The sequence below is a fragment of the Phycisphaeraceae bacterium genome (assembly GCA_019454185.1).
Taxonomy (GTDB): domain Bacteria; phylum Planctomycetota; class Phycisphaerae; order Phycisphaerales; family UBA1924; genus JAHBWV01.
Window position 1 is genome coordinate 947,018 of record CP075368.1, and the last position, 17,089, is coordinate 964,106.

Here is a 17,089-nt window from a genome sequence, read left to right on the forward strand (position 1 = left end):
TCCGCTCGCACCTGCTATGACTGAACCAAAGCGCTATCTCGACATCGCCGCCCGTGCCGCCATCCGCGCGTTCGGTGATGTCGAGCCCAACCCGCTCGTTGGGTGCGTACTCGTCAAGGAGGACCGTATCATCGGGATCGGCCACCACAAGCGATTCGGACACCTGCACGCCGAGCGCGAGGCCCTCGCCGATGCTCGAGCCAAAGGCAACGACCCACGCGGCTCCGCGGCCTACGTCACGCTCGAGCCCTGCCGCCACTTCGGCAAGCAGCCCCCTTGCACCGATGCGCTCATCGAAGCCGGTATCGCCGAAGTCATCGCCGCACGCCCTGATCCTGCCGATGTCTCTGGTGGCGGCTTCTGCATCCTGCGCGAAGCCGGCATCATCTGTCGCTTCGATCCCTCCTCCTCCCTCGCCACCGCGATCAGCGAGCCCTTCTGCAAACGTGTCGCCACCGGCCTCCCATGGGTCATCGCCAAGTGGGCACAGACCATCGACGGCCGCATCGCCACTCGCAGCGGCGAGAGTAAGTGGATCTCCGGCGAGCAGTCCCGAGCGCGGGTCCACAAGCTCCGCGCCCGCGTTGATGCCATGCTCACCTCGATGGGTACGGTCATCGCCGACGATCCGATGCTGACGCCCCGGGGTGTACGCCGTATCCACCGCGTCGCCACCCGCGTTGTCGTTGATACCGGCCTCGACATCGACGAGAACACCCAACTGGTTCGGACGGCAGCGGTCGTGCCGACCATCGTCTGCTGCTCCAAGGAACTCTCGACCGCGCACCTCATGGCCGACAAGGTCGAGCGCCTGGAGGCAGCGGGCGTAGAAGTCATGGGTGTGCCGCATGAGGTCCTCAGCGGGGGGCTCAACAAGGGGCTCGATCTCGAACGGCTTCTTCGCGCCCTCGTCGATCACAAGCAGATCTCCACCGTCATGGTCGAGGCCGGAGGCGGGATGCTCGGCTCCCTCCTTGAAGCCGACCTCATCGATGAGGCGGTTGTCTATCTCGCGCCCCTCGTCCTCGGCGATGAGCAGGCCTTCAGCGCGGCCAGCGGCCGGATCGCCGCACACCTGGCCGAGGGCCGCCGCTTCAGACTGCTCCGCACCAAGCGCCTCGGCGACGACCTCGAACTGCACTATCGGCGCTCCCGAGACTAGCGCAGCATTTCTCTTCTCTGTGGTCTCTGTGTCTCGGTGGTGAGTCTTCTTCTTGCTTCTTCGCGTTCTCTTACGATCGCTTCCAGAACGCCATCCCCGCTTGCACCGTCGCCTCCACCATCCGTCCCTCCGCCGCCACGTAGAGCTTCGTGCCCGGCTCGCCCATCGCATACTTCACCATCGCGAACGCGACCGGCGTGCTCGAACGCATCGGGCTCACCGTCGAACTCGTGATCGCGCCGATCGGCGCGGCGTTCGGATCCGGCATCCCATCGACCGGCGCGAATACCGGTCCGCCCGTCACGGGCTGTCGGGGTGTCCCGTGCTCGTCGCGTGCATCCGCGCCATCCAGCGCCAGCGCCGCCAGCCGCACCTTGGGATGGCCCCGTGCATCCATCCGCGCCACGATCTCCTGGCCGAGATAGCACCCCTTCTTGAACGACACGCGCGAACGCAGCACCTCATCCCCGCACTCGTGCGGCAGATTACTTGGCCCAAAGTCCAGGTTGTAGAGCGGCGTGCCCCCCTCGATCCGTGCGATGTTGAAGGCGTGCCACCCGATCGGTCGGAGCATGGGGGGCCGCGGCCTGCCCGCCGCACCAGCTGGCGCTTCCTCGTGGTCGTGCGCCAGCCCCATCAAAGCTTCATAGAGGGAGCGTGCTCCCTCCGCCGGCACGAACAACTCAAGCCCGATCTCGCCCGTCGCATCATCGCGCACAACGGTCACGATCGAGGAACCGAAGGCGACCGTGGTCGCCTGGCCTTGCGCCAACGTGTGCAGGCGCGGGCGATCCGGTGTCGCGCCCTTCTCCGCCCCTCCCATGACCCCCGACTTGTCCACGATGGTCTCATCGACGATCGACGCCAGCGCGTCGATCGCACGGGGCCCGTGCAGCCCCAGCCGATGCACCATCTGCGTCGCTTCCGTCAGCGTCACATCCTCCGTGATGATGTACGCATCCAATCCCTTCTTGGCGCGAGCGACTGCGTGGATGTCCATCTCCAGCACGACGCGATCGGGAAGGACGATCACCCGCATGTCGGCATCTATGCGGCCCTTGCGATTCAGCCAAAACGAGTGCCGCCAATGGAAGGGCTCCAGCCCCTCCATCTCCTGCGTGATCATCCGCCCCAGGAACTCAAGGCGGTCCGCGCCGGTCACAACGATCACGCCGCGCTGCGGTTGGTCCATGAGTGCCGCGTGCTTGCGGATGGCGGCGTATTCGAGTTCCAACTCGACAAACTGCTCGGCAACCATCACCGGCTCGGCGAACCCTTCGGGTGCGTCGCCATACGCCCGCATGCTCGGGTCGGCGGCTTCCATCAATGCCAGAATCGGTGAAGGTGATGCCATCAAATCACTCGAATCGTTGCTCTGACGCTATGGCGACGCCGCCAGTCTCAAGCGATTCGCCCTTCCGAATGGCGCCGCGATCGACAAGCAGATTGGATGGGAACGTTCGCACACCGACCATATGCATCAGATCATGCGTGCGGGTGTTGATGTGCGTTGCAAATACGCCGCGTGATTGAATCGAGGCGTGTCAGCGCCCGCTCTCGCCGCTTCCCACGATCTCATCAACACGAGAGACAAAGCGGGCGAAGGGATTCGAACCCTCGACGTTCAGCTTGGAAGGCTGACGCTCTACCACTGAGCTACGCCCGCGTTGGGACATCATAGCCCGCCATTGGTTTGGATCGGCGTCGGAACGTACTGAGACGGTCACGGCGTGCTGCCCGGGCTCGCTCCTGTCGCACTCCATGACCATCGATCCTGAACCCGCCAGCGCCGGATGACGCCGTCGGCAGCGCCGGAATACAAGCTGCCGGATACTGGATCAAACGCGACCGACTGGACTGCCCAGACATGTCCTGAGAGTCTGAGGACTTCCGCCCGCTCGGCCAAACTCCAGAGTCTCACAGTGGTGTCAAAGCCGGCCGTCGCCAGTCGGGAACCATCAGGTGAAAAATCAAGCCCGAGGATAGCGAGTTGATCGCCGCCCATGGTGCCGACTGCACTCCAATCTCGAGGGTCCCAGAGGCGGATCACGCCGTCCTCCCCGCTCGTCGCCACGAGCGTGCCATCCGGGTGTGTTGCGGCACACCACGCACCGTCAGCGTGACCATCGAACACTCGGGCGATTCGCCCCTCTCGCACAACAATCAGACGCCCGCTGGCGCAGGTCACAAGCCGCCAGTCCCCTCCTGCGGCGATGCCGACCGGCGTTTCGTCTCCGAAATCAATCGACTCGACAACACGCCCTGACGCTGCGTCCACGGTCACGAGCCGATGGTCAACGGTGATTGACAAGTGTTGATCCCTGAGCAGCCCGCCCTTGGCGGCTTCTCCCACATCAACCGACCAGATCGGCTCATCGGACATCCACGCGGTGAGTCTGCCATCGTTGGTCAGACCGATGAGCGTGCTGTCTGTTTCGAAGAGTCTCAGCCCGCGGACTGCCGAGTTGTCCGACCACAGGGAGACGCCGCTCTCGGCGTCGATCTTTGCAAACGCGGGGCCTTCGCCAGCTATGAAGAGCCCATCGTGCGTTGGAAGAAGATGAGCGATGTCGGTCCGTTTCCATCGAGCCGACGTTGCTCGAGCATTGATGGACAATGTCCATGTTCTTACGAAACCGTCTCGACCGGCGGAGACCAGCCGATCCGGGCCGAGGAAGGCCAGCCCCGTCACCGTTGCCTCGTGGGCGAGGAATCGCTCGATCTCATCGCCGGTTGAGATGTTGAAGTATCGGACGGTCGAGTCGCCGCTGCCGGTTGCGAGATGCGACCCATCGGGCGAGAGCCGGACCGCGATCACGCGGCTGCCGTGCCCTCGATAGAGAAACACCGAGCGCATGTCACTGAGCTGGTACACGCCGACCGTGCGCACGTCGTCGCCGATCGCAAGATACCGCTCGTCACGATCGACGTCGACGCTGAGGACTGACGCATCAGTCGTCAGCAGGTGCTCAAATGCACCGCTCGCAAAATCAAGGCGGGCAACCCCGTATGTGCCGGCGAGATAGAGGCGATTGCTCTGGGGTGGGTTGGATATCGCGAGCGTGAAGCCCTCATAGGGCACTTTCCACACGGCGACCATCTCGCAATCGGGAAAAGACCACTCTTCGATGAAGCCGGCTTGTCCGACAACCGTGACGCGGGTGCCATCATCGGACAGCAGGAGTCCGCAGGGCTGACCGACGCCCGATTCGAATGATGCAGCAACGGCTTCGCCGACCGAATGCTTGACCGTGACGCGCCCTCGCACGTCTGCGACCGCAATGACACCGTTGCTTGCTCCCGCCACAGCAACGGCAAAGCCGTCGTGGGCGGTTTGTTCTACGACCGTGCCAAGTGCTGAATCGACAACGGCGAGTCCCGCCGTGCCGTGTGATACCACGACCAAGGAACCTGTGCCCAATGTATCGAGACCCAACTGGCCTGGGGGGAAGACCGCGGCTTCTGTGCTCGCTCGCTCGACATAGCGTCGCAGGAAAGACCATTCCCAGGCGCGAAGGTCCTCAGGGCAGGCGTCAAGGGCTCGGCGGACGCCTCGTCGATCGCCGGCAAACACCGCCGCGTGGGCGACTGCGATGTTGCTGAGACTGAGACTCCGCCGGAGCGATTCCGCGGTCGAGTCCGCTCGTTCTTTCTCTCTCGTTCGTTCTTCGAGCGCGATCCGAGCTTCTCTGTGTGCGTGCGACTCGGATTCTGCCAACCGGGCGTTCTCACGCGATTGAAGCGAAGACATCACGCCGAACGTGATCAGCGAGAGGAGGGCGAGCATGGCGACGCCAAGACTCTTTCGGTGACGATTGGCGACTCGGAACGCGACGTACGAGAGACTGTCCCGTCTCGCCTCGATCGGCCTGCCCTCGAGATGGTTCCGTATGTCATCAGCGAGCGCGATGACAGATGAATAGCGGCGTTCCTTCTCCGGCTCCATCGCGCGAGAGATGATGGTCTCAATGTCTCCACGAAGCTCGGGGCGAAGATCGCCCGCCAGAGGAGGGCGAGCCGAACGCACTCGATCAAGCGCAGCAGCGAGCGGCAGACCGTCGAGTTCAAGTGGCACTCTGTCGGTCAGAAGCTCGAACAGGATCGCTCCCAGCGCATAGACATCGCTCCGTGTATCGATCGCGGAAGGGTCACCCCACGCCTGCTCCGGGCTCATGTATTGAAGTGTGCCGACGATCTGGCCCTGCTGGGTAATCGAAGCATCGATCCCGAAACTCTCGTCCGTGACTCGGGCGACGCCGAAATCGAGAATGCGGGGGCGCCCGACCTCGTCCACGAGGATATTGGCGGGTTTGAGATCGCGGTGGATGATGCCGCGCTGATGCGCGTGCGCGACGCCTGTACAGATCTCCAGGAAAAGATTCAGGCGTTCGCTGAGTCCCAGCTGCTTCAAGCGGGCATGGGCTGTCAGAGACACGCCACGAACGAGCTCCATCGCGATGAAGGCCTGATCCGGGTGCTCCGAATCCGCAACGCCTGCCTCGAACACCTGCGCGATCGCTGGGTGCTGGAGTCGGGCGAGTACTTGCGCCTCGAACTCGAGCCGGCGAAGAGCTCGATGTGATGTGCGCCCCGGTCGCAATGCCTTCAGTGCGACAGAACGCCGAGGCGAAGTCTGTTCTGCTTCGTAGACCGCTCCGGACCCGCCCTCTCCAAGGAGACGGATGATGCGGTAGTGCCCTCTCAACTCAGGCAAGACGCTCCGAATGGCCTGCTCTTGAGAATCCTCCTGCACCAACTGGGCCACGATACCCATGCCCCCGCCCCGGTCGTCGTTCTCCGCTGCATCTGCCTCGAGCATGGCAACAACGCGGCGGACAACTTGAGCAGGAGCACCAGAGGCATCAAGGAACGCCCGTCGCTCAGCAGGGTGGAGCGACGAAGCTCTCTCAAAGAGCTCCATCGCAGACTTGTAGTCTCCATGCTGCATACTGCCGGACGCTCCTGCGGGTTTCCCCCAATAGATCAGAATAATCGAGCGAAACGCAAGGATCGGGTCAAGGGAACCCGATGCGAAATACGTTGACTCGTTGTACACTCTACCGTCACAAGGAGCCCTGTAGCATGCCGCCGGTGAGTCTGCATCCCCTGTTTAGGGAAGATTCCCGTTCTCCTCTGCCAGGGATTGTGATCGATCGCGGGCTCATCGAACGACTTAGTGCCTCCTTCAACGCTCTCAGGCCGGCGGCTGGGGATCTCGCTGCGGCCTTCTATCGGCGTTTGTTCGAAAAAGCCCCTCCTGTCCGGGAGATGTTCACGCAGCCCATTGAGATCCAGCAGCAGAAACTGGTCGCCTCACTCGAAACCATCGTTCAGTTTCTAACCGATCCCCCGGCTCAACGGGCCTTTCTTCGAGATCTCGGCAAGCGGCACGCGAACTACGGTGCGAAGCCGGAGCACTACGACCTTGTCATCGAGACATTTCTTGAGGCCATGGAGGAAGTCACCGGGGGCCTGCTCGACCCGATGGTCAAGAACGAGTGGCGCATGGTTATGCGGCTCGTCAGCGATGCGATGATCGATGGCGCGACTCAGTCCTCGCCGACAATGAAAGCAGGGTGACCTGCACTCGGATCGCGTTCGGAACCACACCTAGCCAGATCGTCAGCTTTCTGACAGCTCAGCCGCGAGCCATGCCCGTGCCGCTCGCCAATCGGCTTCAACGGTACTCCTCGACACATCAAGGAGTTCCGCGACTTCTTCGACGCTCAGACCCCCGAAAAATCTGAGTTCCACGACTCTGTGCCTCCGCGGGTCCAACTCGGCGAGCTTGCTGAGCGCATCGTCCAAGGCGACAATATCCACCCCTCCCTGGTCGGGTCCTTCGAGTTGCACCGTCTCAGCAGAGACCTTGTGTGCCTCCCCGCCTCGTCTGGCTGCTCGCTTCCGACGTGCATGGTCGGTCAGAATCTGACGCATCGCCATCGAAGCAACCGCCATGAAATGCGAGCGATTCTGGTACCCGTCCTCGGGCCGGATCAGCCGGACATACGCCTCGTGAACGAGGGCCGTCGGCTGGAGCGTGTGGGCCTTGCTCTGGGAACTCATCGCCGCGCCGGCCATGCGCCGGAGCTCGTCGTACACAAAGGGAAGGAGCTGTTCGGCTGCCTCGCGGTCGCCGTCAGCGATCCGCTGGAGGACAAGGGTCACGTTAGCCGCGTCCATGCAGGGCTCCGATGCGGGGTGCTGCCCCTGTGTGGGGGCTGAAGGTCTCAACCGTGGCATGATAACCGAGTCCGCGCGAGAAATGTTGGTCTACTTAGCCAAGGGGAGCGTCATCCTGCTGCGTTCCTAGGGGAAGGACTGAACCACACGCACACCTCAAGGAAGGCACGGACCATGAACTTCGCAAAGGAAATCCTCTCACCTCGGGCTTTGGCTGGCGTAATCGTCATTGCATCGTGCGCGCCCTCCGCACTGGCCCAGGACAAGATTGACGGAACACGGAAATGGTCATGGGGCGAGAACATCGGCTGGATGAACTGGCGAGATGCCGGGGTCCATGGCGTTCGCGTCCATGACGGGTTTCTGTCTGGTCGAATCTGGTCGGAGAACGTCGGCTGGATCTCTCTCGGAAATGGCACGCCAGCCGCCGCGGGCGGCACGCGCTACGGCAACACCGACGGATCCGATTATGGTGTGAACATCGCTGCGAACGGCGACCTCAGCGGGCTCGCATGGGGCGAGAACATCGGCTGGATCAACTTCAGCATGTTCGACCACCTCGGAGCGATGGGCAAGCACGCAAGGCTCAATCTCAGCACACGTCGGTTCCAGGGATTCGCCTGGGGCGAGAACGTCGGCTGGATCAATCTCGATGACTCGGGCAACTTCGTCGCTCTCCGCTGTGCTGCGGACTACAACGACGACGGAATCTCCGATATCCTCGACTTCCTCGACTTCATGGACGACTTTGCGGCGTGCGACGGGAACGCGATGCCCTGTGGCCAGTGGGGCGATCCCGATCTGATGCCCGACCAGTTTGTCGACATCCTCGACTTCCTGGAGTTCATGCAGGTCTTCGCTGAGGGGTGTGCCTGAGCATCAATCCCAGGGACAAATAACCAGGCCGGGCTCGCTGCGAGGGGCGGGCCCGGCCTTCTCTGGACCCATAATCAAGCGTCGTTAGCAGACGCTTTCTTGATCAGAAGTACGTTTAGATTGTTCGGAATCCATTGATCTGATTCAGGAGTAGTCACTAGACTATTGACCGCGCGGAAAGGATCCGAGGAGGGAACCCGACGCGGACCACGCAACTTCAGAACACGCCTTGGAGGTCTCGGCGGCTGATGCTTGCTCCATGTCTCGACTGAGGTGAGAAAGAAATGCTCCGGAAGATCCTGCACTCAAAGATCCATCGTGCTCGCGTGACTTCGGCCCGGCTCGACTACGTCGGGTCAATCACGATCGATGCGGACATCCTCGATGCCGTCGGCCTTCGCGCCAATGACGCCGTGGTCATCGCCAACTGCGACAACGGCGAGCGCTTCGAGACCTACGTCTTCCGTGGTGAGCGTGGTTCCAAGCAGATCATCATCAACGGTGCAGCAGCCCGCCTCGCCGGCGAGGGCCACACCGTGATCATCATGCACTACGCGTTCGCCTCCGAAGACGAGTACCGCGCCCACAAGCCCGCGGTCGCTCTCATGCGCCCCGATAACACGATCGAAGAGATCATCCACTACGACAATCGATGAGCCCTCTGCCCGTGGCCATGCCCGGACAGAATGCTCTCGCCTTAGCGGTCGTCCACGTCTCGACATTTCAGCCGAGGGAATCCCCTTGAACGCCAACACGTCGTTCCGGTGTGCCGTCATCGGCACGGGCAGCTTGCTCGTGCAGTCCGCGGAAGAACTGCGCTCGCGTGGCCACGCGATCCTCTGCGTGGCCTCGCCAGACCCGAAGGTCGCATCCTGGGCCGCTACGAACAAGGTTCCCCACGTCGCGACGTGGGCGGACCTTGAGTCCGCCGTGCGTGGCGAGAAGGTGGACCTTCTCTTCAGCATCGTCAACGACGAGGTTCTGCCTCCCTCGGCCCTGACGCTCCCGCGTGTGATGGCAATCAACTACCACGATGCGCCGCTTCCCCGCTACGCGGGCATCCACGCGACGTCGTGGGCATTGATGGCTGGCGAGAAGGAGCACGCGATCACCTGGCACGTGATGTCCGATCGAGTGGACTTCGGTGACATTCTGGTCCAGGAGCACTTCGGGATCGCGCCCGATGACAATGCCCTCACCCTCAACGCCAAGTGCTACGCCGCAGCGCAGCGCGCGTTCCGATCGTTGCTCGGGCACCTCGAACGGGGCACGACGGCCCGCAAGCCCCAGTCGGAGGCCGCACGCACCTTCTTCGGACGCCACAAGCGTCCGGCGAACGCGGGAATCATCGATCCCAACACGCCTGCACAGACGCTCGAGAATCTCGGGCGTGCGCTCGACTTCGGTGTCTACGAGAATCCGCTGTGCGCAGCTCGCATCTGGACTGGCGATCGCTTCATCGTGGCGTCGAGCATCGCGCTCGCGGAGTCCGGGCCTCACGCGCTCCCCGGCACCATCATCAACACCGGTCCAGACTGGCTGCGCATGGCCGCCGCCGACGGCTCACGCGATGTGCGCCTGCTGGGCCTGAAGGAACTGGACGGCACTCCGGCGAACCTGACGGATTCTCGCTTCGCTGTCGCGCGCACGCTGATGTCGCCGCCTGCAGACGCGCTTGCCGAGATCGTCAAGACCGACGCCGCGGCTCACAAGCACGAGAAGAAGTGGGTCGCGCGGCTCGCAGCCATGAGCCCGATCGTGATGCCGTTGATCTCGGGCAAGCCGACAGGCGAGTCCGGCGTCCTTTCGATCGATGTCGGTTCGCGTGATGCGTCCTCCGCAGCGGCGCTCTTCTGTGCGTATCTGGCCCGCGTATCGAGAGCTGCCTCATTCGACCTGCTGCTGCATACGCCGGGGCAGGTTCCCACGGGATCGCCGGCTGCCGCCCTCTTCGATTCGCATGTACCGATCAAGATCGAGTGCGAGCCCACGGACGCGACGGCTCCGTTCGCCGATCGGGTCCGCACCGCACTTGCGGATGCCGAGCGCATGGGTTCATTCGCGAAGGACGTCGCCATCCGATTCCCGACGCTGAGAAACGTCGCGGAACTGAAGCAGGGCGCGATGTGGCACGCCGCGATCGAGTTGGGAACGACGATCGGGGCCGCTCCGCGTGCAGCGATCACGCTACGCGCAGACGGATCCGGGAAGGTGTCCCTCGTGTTCCGCCGCGAGATTGTGGGCGAAGAGACCGCGCGGGCCATCGCCGAGCAGTTCCAGGTGCTCCTCAAGTCCGCGGACGCGGGCGCAAAGACGCTCGCCGGTCTTGACTTCACGCCCGCGCACGAACGCGCCCGCGTGCTCGAGACGTTCAACGCGACGAAGACGCCGTACGAGACGGGCCTGCGACTCGGCGATCTGATCCGTCGCCGCGTCAAGCAGCACCCCTCTGCACCTGCTCTGGTGTTCGAGGGTCGCGTGGTGAGTTACGCGGAATTGGATGGGATGGCGTGGGGTATCGCGAAGCAGCTGAGGTCTTTGGGCGTGAAGCCGGGGACTTTGGTAGGTGTGTGCGTCGACCGGAGCGTGGAGCTTGTGGCGGCGTTGGTGGGTGTGAGCTACAGCGGTGGGGCGTACGTGCCTCTGGACCCTGGGTATCCCGCCGACCGGTTGGTAGGGATGTGCCAGGACGCGAAGATGCCGGTGGTGCTGACGCGTGGGGATGAGCTCGCACGCGCTGGCGCGGCGTTCCAATCTGTTCCCGGCGGGGTGCAGGTCGTCCGTCTGGATGATGGATCCATCACGCCCTCCGAGCCCTTGGAGCTTGTGGGGACGGAGGATGACCCTGCGTATGTGATCTTCACCTCGGGTTCGACAGGCCGTCCCAAGGGGGCGATGAACGCGCACAAGGGGATCGTGAACCGCCTCTTCTGGATGCAGGAGGCGTACCAGCTGGACGGCCGCGACCGGGTGATGCAGAAGACGCCGTACTCGTTCGACGTGTCGGTGTGGGAGTTCTTCTGGCCCCTGATCACGGGCGCATCGATCGTGGTGGCCAAGCCCGAGGGTCACCGCGACAGCGCGTATCTGGTTGAGCTGATCAAGCGTGAGCGTGTGACGACGATGCACTTCGTGCCGTCGATGCTGCGTGTGTTCCTGGAAGAGCGAGGCCTGGAGTCGTGCGACTCCCTACGCCGCGTGGTCTGCTCCGGCGAGGCGTTGCCGACGGACCTTGTGGACCGTTTCTTCACGCGGATCCCGCACGCGAAGCTGGCGAACCTGTACGGCCCGACCGAGGCGGCGGTGGACGTGACGAGCTGGGAGTGCAAGCCCAACCAGCCGATCGTTCCGATCGGCAAGCCGATCGCCAACACGCGGATGTACGTGCTGGATCAGGAGCTGCGTCCCCTCCCCGTGGGGGTGCCGGGCGAGCTGTACATCGGTGGCGTGCAGGTGGGCATGGGGTACGTCTCACGCCCTGAGCTGACGGCCGAGCGGTTCGTGACGGACCCGCATAATCAACCCAATGGCCGGATGTACAAGACGGGCGATCTTGGCAGGTGGCTGCCTGACGGGTCGATCGAGTACCTGGGTCGTATCGACGACCAGGTGAAGATCCGCGGCTTCCGTATCGAGCTTGGCGAGATCGAGCAGGTGCTGAGCAAGCAGCCGGGTGTGAAGGACGCGGTGGTGCTGGCGCGTGAGGACGTCCCCGGCACCAAGCGGCTCGTTGCCTACGTCGTCGGCAACACCTCCACGAGCGACCTCAAGGCCGCGGACCTGAAGACGGGCCTCGGCAAGCACCTTCCCGAGTACATGGTGCCGACGGCGTTCGTCTTCTTGGATCACCTGCCGGTGACGAGCAACGGGAAGCTGGACCGCCGGGCTCTCCCGGCGCCGGCGCGTGGGTCTGATGAGTCCTCGGACCGTCCGGAGGACCGTCCGTCGACGGACGTTGAGAAGACGCTGGCGACGATCTGGGCAGAGGTCCTCCGCCTGCCCACAGTCAACGCCACCGACAACTTCTTCGAGATCGGCGGAGATTCGATCCTCGGTCTTCGCATCGTCGCCAAGGCGCAGGATGCGGGCCTGACGTTCGCGATCCACGATCTCTTCCGCACGCCGACGATCCGCACGCTCGCCGCCCAGATCGGGACGCCCGTCAAGGCCAGCGGCTTCCGCACGGAGCCGTTCTCACTTATCAGCGCGGCCGACCGCGCTCGCCTGCCGGAGAACATCGTCGACGCCTACCCGCTGTCGGCGCTCCAGGGGGGCATGGTCTTCCACAGCGAGCGGGCGATCGGCTCGTACCTGTACCAGGTCGCGATGAGCATCCACGTCAAGGCGAAGCTCGACATGACGCTCTTGCAGCGTGCGGTCGATCGCGTCGTCTCACGCCATCCGATCCTGCGGACCAGTTTCGATCTCGGCTCCTTCAGCGAGCCGATGCAGCTGGTGCACAAGGAAGCCCGGACGATCATCCAGTATCACGACATCACGGGCTCGCCCGCGGCGCGTCAGAAGGAGATCCTCGCCAAGTGGATCGACGACGAGGCGGAGTACGTGTTCGACTGGCGGAAGCCGCCGCTTCTGACCTACACGGTGCACAAGCGCTCGGACGAGACCTTCCAGTTCGGCATCACGTTCCACGACGCGATCCTCGACGGCTGGTCGACCTCCAACATGATGACGGAGATCTTCGATCGCTACGTCACCATGCTCAACGGGGGTGAGGACACGGCGGACGCACCGAATCCGATCACGTACCGCGACTTCGTGACGCTCGAGCGTTCGACGATCACGGACCCTGCCGCACGCGAGTTCTGGACAAACCTCCTGGCCGACGCCCCCTTCACGCCGATCCCGCGCCTCCCCGGCGTTGGGCGCGACGTGCGCGTGCCGCGCAACCTCGACGTGATCGTCCCGATCCCCCACGAGATCAACCGGCAGGTCGAGGAGCACGCCCGGCGGCTCGGCATGCCCGTCAAGGCGTTCTACCTTGCGACGCACATGCGCGTGCTCGGCATGCTCGCCAAGCAGACGGACATCGTGACGGGTCTGGTGATGAACGGTCGCATCGAGGAGCCGAGCGGTGACCGCTGCCTCGGCAACCACCTCAACACGATGCCGTACCGGCTCGACCTCGGCGTCGGTCGCACATGGGCCGAGATCGCGAAGGACGCGTACGAGTCGGAGCTCCGCGCCCTGCCTCACAGGCGTTACATCGGCGCCCAGTTGCTGCGTGATCTCGGGCGTGCCGGCCAGGACAACATGTTCGAGACCGGCTTCAACTACACGAAGTTCCACATCTACGACAAGCTGAAGGGCAAGCAGGGCTTCGAGCTCATCCACGTGGACTTCACCGATCCGTTCCACTACGCGTTCGTCGCCAACTTCCGCGTCGACGCCTTCGACGATCGTCTGGACGTGGTGCTCAACTACAACACGAAGCACATGACCGCCGATCAGGTCAAGCAGATCGGCAAGTACTACCAGAACGCCATGCGTTCGATCGCTTCGTCGCCCGACAACCTTGCCTCGACGGACTCGATGGTCCCCGAGAACGAGCGTCAGCAGGTCACAGCGACCTTCAACACGACAGAGAAGGCGTACGAGAAGGGGCAGACGCTCGCGTCGCTCATTGCTCGCCAGGCGAAGAAGACGCCCTCTGCACCTGCTCTGGTGTTCGAGGGTCGCGTGGTGAGTTACGCGGAATTGGATGGGATGGCGTGGGGTATCGCGAAGCAGCTGAGGTCTTTGGGCGTGAAGCCGGGGACTTTGGTAGGTGTGTGCGTCGACCGGAGCGTGGAGCTTGTGGCGGCGTTGGTGGGTGTGAGCTACAGCGGTGGGGCGTACGTGCCTCTGGACCCTGGGTATCCCGCCGACCGGTTGGTAGGGATGTGCCAGGACGCGAAGATGCCGGTGGTGCTGACGCGTGGGGATGAGCTCGCACGCGCTGGCGCGGCGTTCCAATCTGTTCCCGGCGGGGTGCAGGTGGTCCGTCTTGACGACGGGCCACACGGGAAGGGCATCACGCCCTCCGAGCCTTTGGAACTGGTCGGGACGGAGGATGACCCTGCGTACGTGATCTTCACCTCGGGTTCGACCGGCCGTCCCAAGGGGGCGATGAACGCGCACAAGGGGATCGTGAACCGCCTCTTCTGGATGCAGGAGGCCTACCAGCTCGATGGCCGCGACCGGGTGATGCAGAAGACGCCGTACTCGTTCGACGTGTCGGTGTGGGAGTTCTTCTGGCCCCTGATCACGGGCGCGAGCATCGTGGTGGCCAAGCCCGAGGGGCACCGCGACAGCGCGTACCTGGTTGAGCTGATCAAGCGTGAGCGTGTGACGACGATGCACTTCGTGCCGTCGATGCTTCGCGTCTTCCTGGAAGAGCGTGGCCTGGAGTCGTGCGAGTCCCTTCGCCGCGTGGTCTGCTCCGGCGAGGCGTTGCCGACGGACCTTGTGGACCGGTTCTTCACGCGGATCCCGCACGCGAAGCTGGCGAACCTGTACGGCCCGACCGAGGCGGCGGTGGACGTGACGAGCTGGGAGTGCAAGCCCAATCAGCCGATCGTTCCGATCGGCAAGCCGATCGCCAACACGCGGATGTACGTGCTGGATCAGGAGCTTCGTCCCCTGCCCGTGGGGGTGCCGGGCGAGCTGTACATCGGTGGCGTGCAGGTGGGCATGGGGTACGTCTCACGCCCTGAGCTGACGGCCGAGCGGTTCGTCCAAGACCCCCACAACGCGCCAGTGGGGGGGCCAGATGGCCGGATGTACAAGACGGGCGACCTTGGCCGGTGGCTGCCTGACGGGTCGATCGAGTATCTGGGGCGCATCGACGACCAGGTGAAGATCCGCGGCTTCCGTATCGAGCTTGGCGAGATCGAGCAGGTGCTGAGCAAGCAGCCGGGTGTGAAGGACGCGGTGGTGCTGGCGCGTGAGGACGTCCCCGGCACCAAGCGGCTCGTTGCCTACGTCGTCGGCAACACCTCCACGAGCGACCTCAAGGCCGCGGACCTGAAGACGGGCCTCGGCAAGCACCTTCCCGAGTACATGGTGCCGACGGCGTTCGTCTTCTTGGATCACCTGCCGGTGACGAGCAACGGGAAGCTGGACCGCCGGGCTCTCCCGGCGCCGGCGCGTGGATCTGACGAGTCCTCGGACCGCCCGGAGGACCGTCCCTCGACGGACGTTGAGAAGACGCTGGCGACGATCTGGGCAGAGGTCCTCCGCCTGCCCACAGTCAACGCCACCGACAACTTCTTCGAGATCGGCGGAGACTCGATCCTCAGCATCCAGATCTGCGCGAAGGCGAGAAAGCACAACATCCTCATCACGCCGAATCAGATCTTCGATCATCCGACGATCGTGCAGCTCTCGCCCCACGTGAAGCTCTCCGCCGCGGCGAAGATCGACCCGGGGCCCGTCACGGGCGTTGCCGCGCTCATCCCGATCCAGAAGTGGCTGCTTGAGCAGCCGCTCGTCCGTCCGGATCAGTGGAACGCCGCGATCATGCTCGAGACTCCCGCAGATGTTCACGCGGGATCGATCGAGAGAGCTCTCCAGGCGATCGTCGCGCATCATGATGCGCTGCGGCTGCGTTTCTCCCGAGGGGCCGGCGGAACCTGGAAGTCTTCGCACGTCCCGGTCGCAGAGGCCAGCATCGCGCTGCCGGTGGTCATGGTCGATCGTTTCGGCACACCGGAGACCGATGAGCTCATCCAGCGAGAGGGTGGCAAGATTCAGGGCTCGCTCGATCTTGCGAAGGGACCCGTGTTCAGCGCGGTCCTGTTCAAGGCGCGGGACAACTCTGCGGCACGGCTCCTGATGGTCGCGCACCATCTCGTGCTCGACGGACTCTCGTGGCGCATCATTGTAGAGGACCTCATCACGGCGCACGGCCAGGCGTCCAAGTCGCAGCCCATCGCGCTGCCGCCGAAGACGATGTCCTTCGCATCCTGGGCGTCGTTGCTCGGGAAGCACGCGAGGTCTCCGGAGGTGCAGGCGGAGCGTGCGTGGTGGGCCGCAGAGTCCGCGGCCCCTGCTGCGCGCGTGAAGCGAGACACTCATGGCGCGAACATCGAGTCCTCCTCGCGAGTGCACACGCTGCATCTCGACGAGTCTCTGACCCGGGCACTTCTCTATGATGCGCCCTCCGCGCACCGTGCGCAGATGAACGACATCCTGCTCGCGGCGCTCGGCGTGACGCTGCGCGACGCCACAGGCGCGACGCGGATGCGGATCGACATGATGGGCCACGGGCGCGAGCAGATCGGCGTGGAGGACATCGACGTCTCTCGCACGGTGGGGTGGTTCACCACACTCTTCCCCGCGACGCTCGACGTCGGCTCGCTCGACGCGGTCGGCGCCGTGGAGCCGGTGCGCGACCACCTGCGCTCGATTCCGGCTCGCGGCCTCGGCTACGGGCTGCTCCGTTGGATGGACGGCGCGGACCAGTCACTGGCACGCTCGGAGAACGCCCCGATCTCGTTCAACTACCTCGGCCAGTTCGATCAGGCCTTGGAGCCGGGTTGGAATCTCGGCGTCGCTCGCACGCGCTGCGGCCCGACTCGTGATCCCGCCAGCCCGCGCTTCTATGACATCGAGGTCGATGTCATGGTGGTCGGTCACAAGATGGTCGTGGACTGGACGTACAGCGCCAACCTGTTCAAGCCGGAGACGATCGCCGCTCTCGCCGATAGCTACCGAGCGGCATTGGTCAAGCTCTCCGCATCCGAGCCGGGCGCGGGCACGAGCTCCGATGCCTTCCCGCTTGCCGGTCTCTCCGATGCAGGGCTTGCCAAGCTCTCGGCACTGTTCGAAACCACAGACGCGCAGTGATGCAACGCGATCATGTAGAAT

The 17,089-nt window shown here is 63.9% G+C and carries 8 protein-coding genes and 1 tRNA gene; 5 read left to right on the forward strand and 4 right to left on the reverse strand.

Going from position 1 to position 17,089, the window contains the following annotated elements:
* Nucleotides 1-16 precede the first annotated feature (16 nt).
* A complete protein-coding gene (ribD, locus tag KF838_03920; protein QYK49001.1) occupies nt 17-1,162 on the forward strand; it encodes a bifunctional diaminohydroxyphosphoribosylaminopyrimidine deaminase/5-amino-6-(5-phosphoribosylamino)uracil reductase RibD in 1,146 nt (381 codons plus the stop codon).
* Nucleotides 1,163-1,232: 70 nt separating this feature from the next.
* Here the strand turns inward: ribD and KF838_03925 are convergent, their stop codons facing one another.
* The 3 genes from KF838_03925 to KF838_03935 all read right to left on the reverse strand — a co-directional run bounded on the left by KF838_03925 (nt 1,233) and on the right by KF838_03935 (nt 6,110).
* Nucleotides 1,233-2,516, reverse strand: a complete 1,284-nt coding sequence (locus KF838_03925; GenBank protein ID QYK49002.1) for an aminomethyltransferase family protein — start codon at nt 2,514-2,516, stop codon at nt 1,233-1,235.
* 240 nt (nt 2,517-2,756) lie between these two features.
* Nucleotides 2,757-2,828: transfer RNA gene (locus KF838_03930), tRNA-Gly, on the reverse strand.
* A gap of 57 nt (nt 2,829-2,885) precedes the next feature.
* Complete coding sequence (locus KF838_03935; protein QYK49003.1) at nt 2,886-6,110, reverse strand: protein kinase; 3,225 nt, start codon at nt 6,108-6,110, stop codon at nt 2,886-2,888.
* Nucleotides 6,111-6,307: 197 nt separating this feature from the next.
* Between KF838_03935 and KF838_03940 the strand changes: the two genes are divergently transcribed.
* Nucleotides 6,308-6,742 (forward strand): hypothetical protein, encoded by a 435-nt coding sequence (locus KF838_03940; GenBank protein QYK49004.1) that lies wholly within the window; start codon nt 6,308-6,310, stop codon nt 6,740-6,742.
* A gap of 42 nt (nt 6,743-6,784) precedes the next feature.
* On the opposite strand, the gene KF838_03945 is transcribed toward KF838_03940, so the two are convergent.
* Nucleotides 6,785-7,345: a sigma-70 family RNA polymerase sigma factor gene (locus tag KF838_03945; protein ID QYK49005.1), complete on the reverse strand. Its 561-nt coding sequence runs from the start codon at nt 7,343-7,345 to the stop codon at nt 6,785-6,787.
* A gap of 174 nt (nt 7,346-7,519) precedes the next feature.
* Between KF838_03945 and KF838_03950 the strand changes: the two genes are divergently transcribed.
* From KF838_03950 to KF838_03960, 3 genes are all read left to right on the forward strand, one after another.
* A complete protein-coding gene (locus KF838_03950) occupies nt 7,520-8,221 on the forward strand; it encodes a hypothetical protein (GenBank protein QYK49006.1) in 702 nt (233 codons plus the stop codon).
* A 284-nt stretch (nt 8,222-8,505) separates the two neighbouring features.
* Nucleotides 8,506-8,877, forward strand: a complete 372-nt coding sequence (locus KF838_03955; GenBank protein QYK49007.1) for an aspartate 1-decarboxylase — start codon at nt 8,506-8,508, stop codon at nt 8,875-8,877.
* Nucleotides 8,878-8,962: 85 nt separating this feature from the next.
* Nucleotides 8,963-17,068: an amino acid adenylation domain-containing protein gene (locus tag KF838_03960; GenBank protein ID QYK49008.1), complete on the forward strand. Its 8,106-nt coding sequence runs from the start codon at nt 8,963-8,965 to the stop codon at nt 17,066-17,068.
* Nucleotides 17,069-17,089 lie beyond the last annotated feature (21 nt).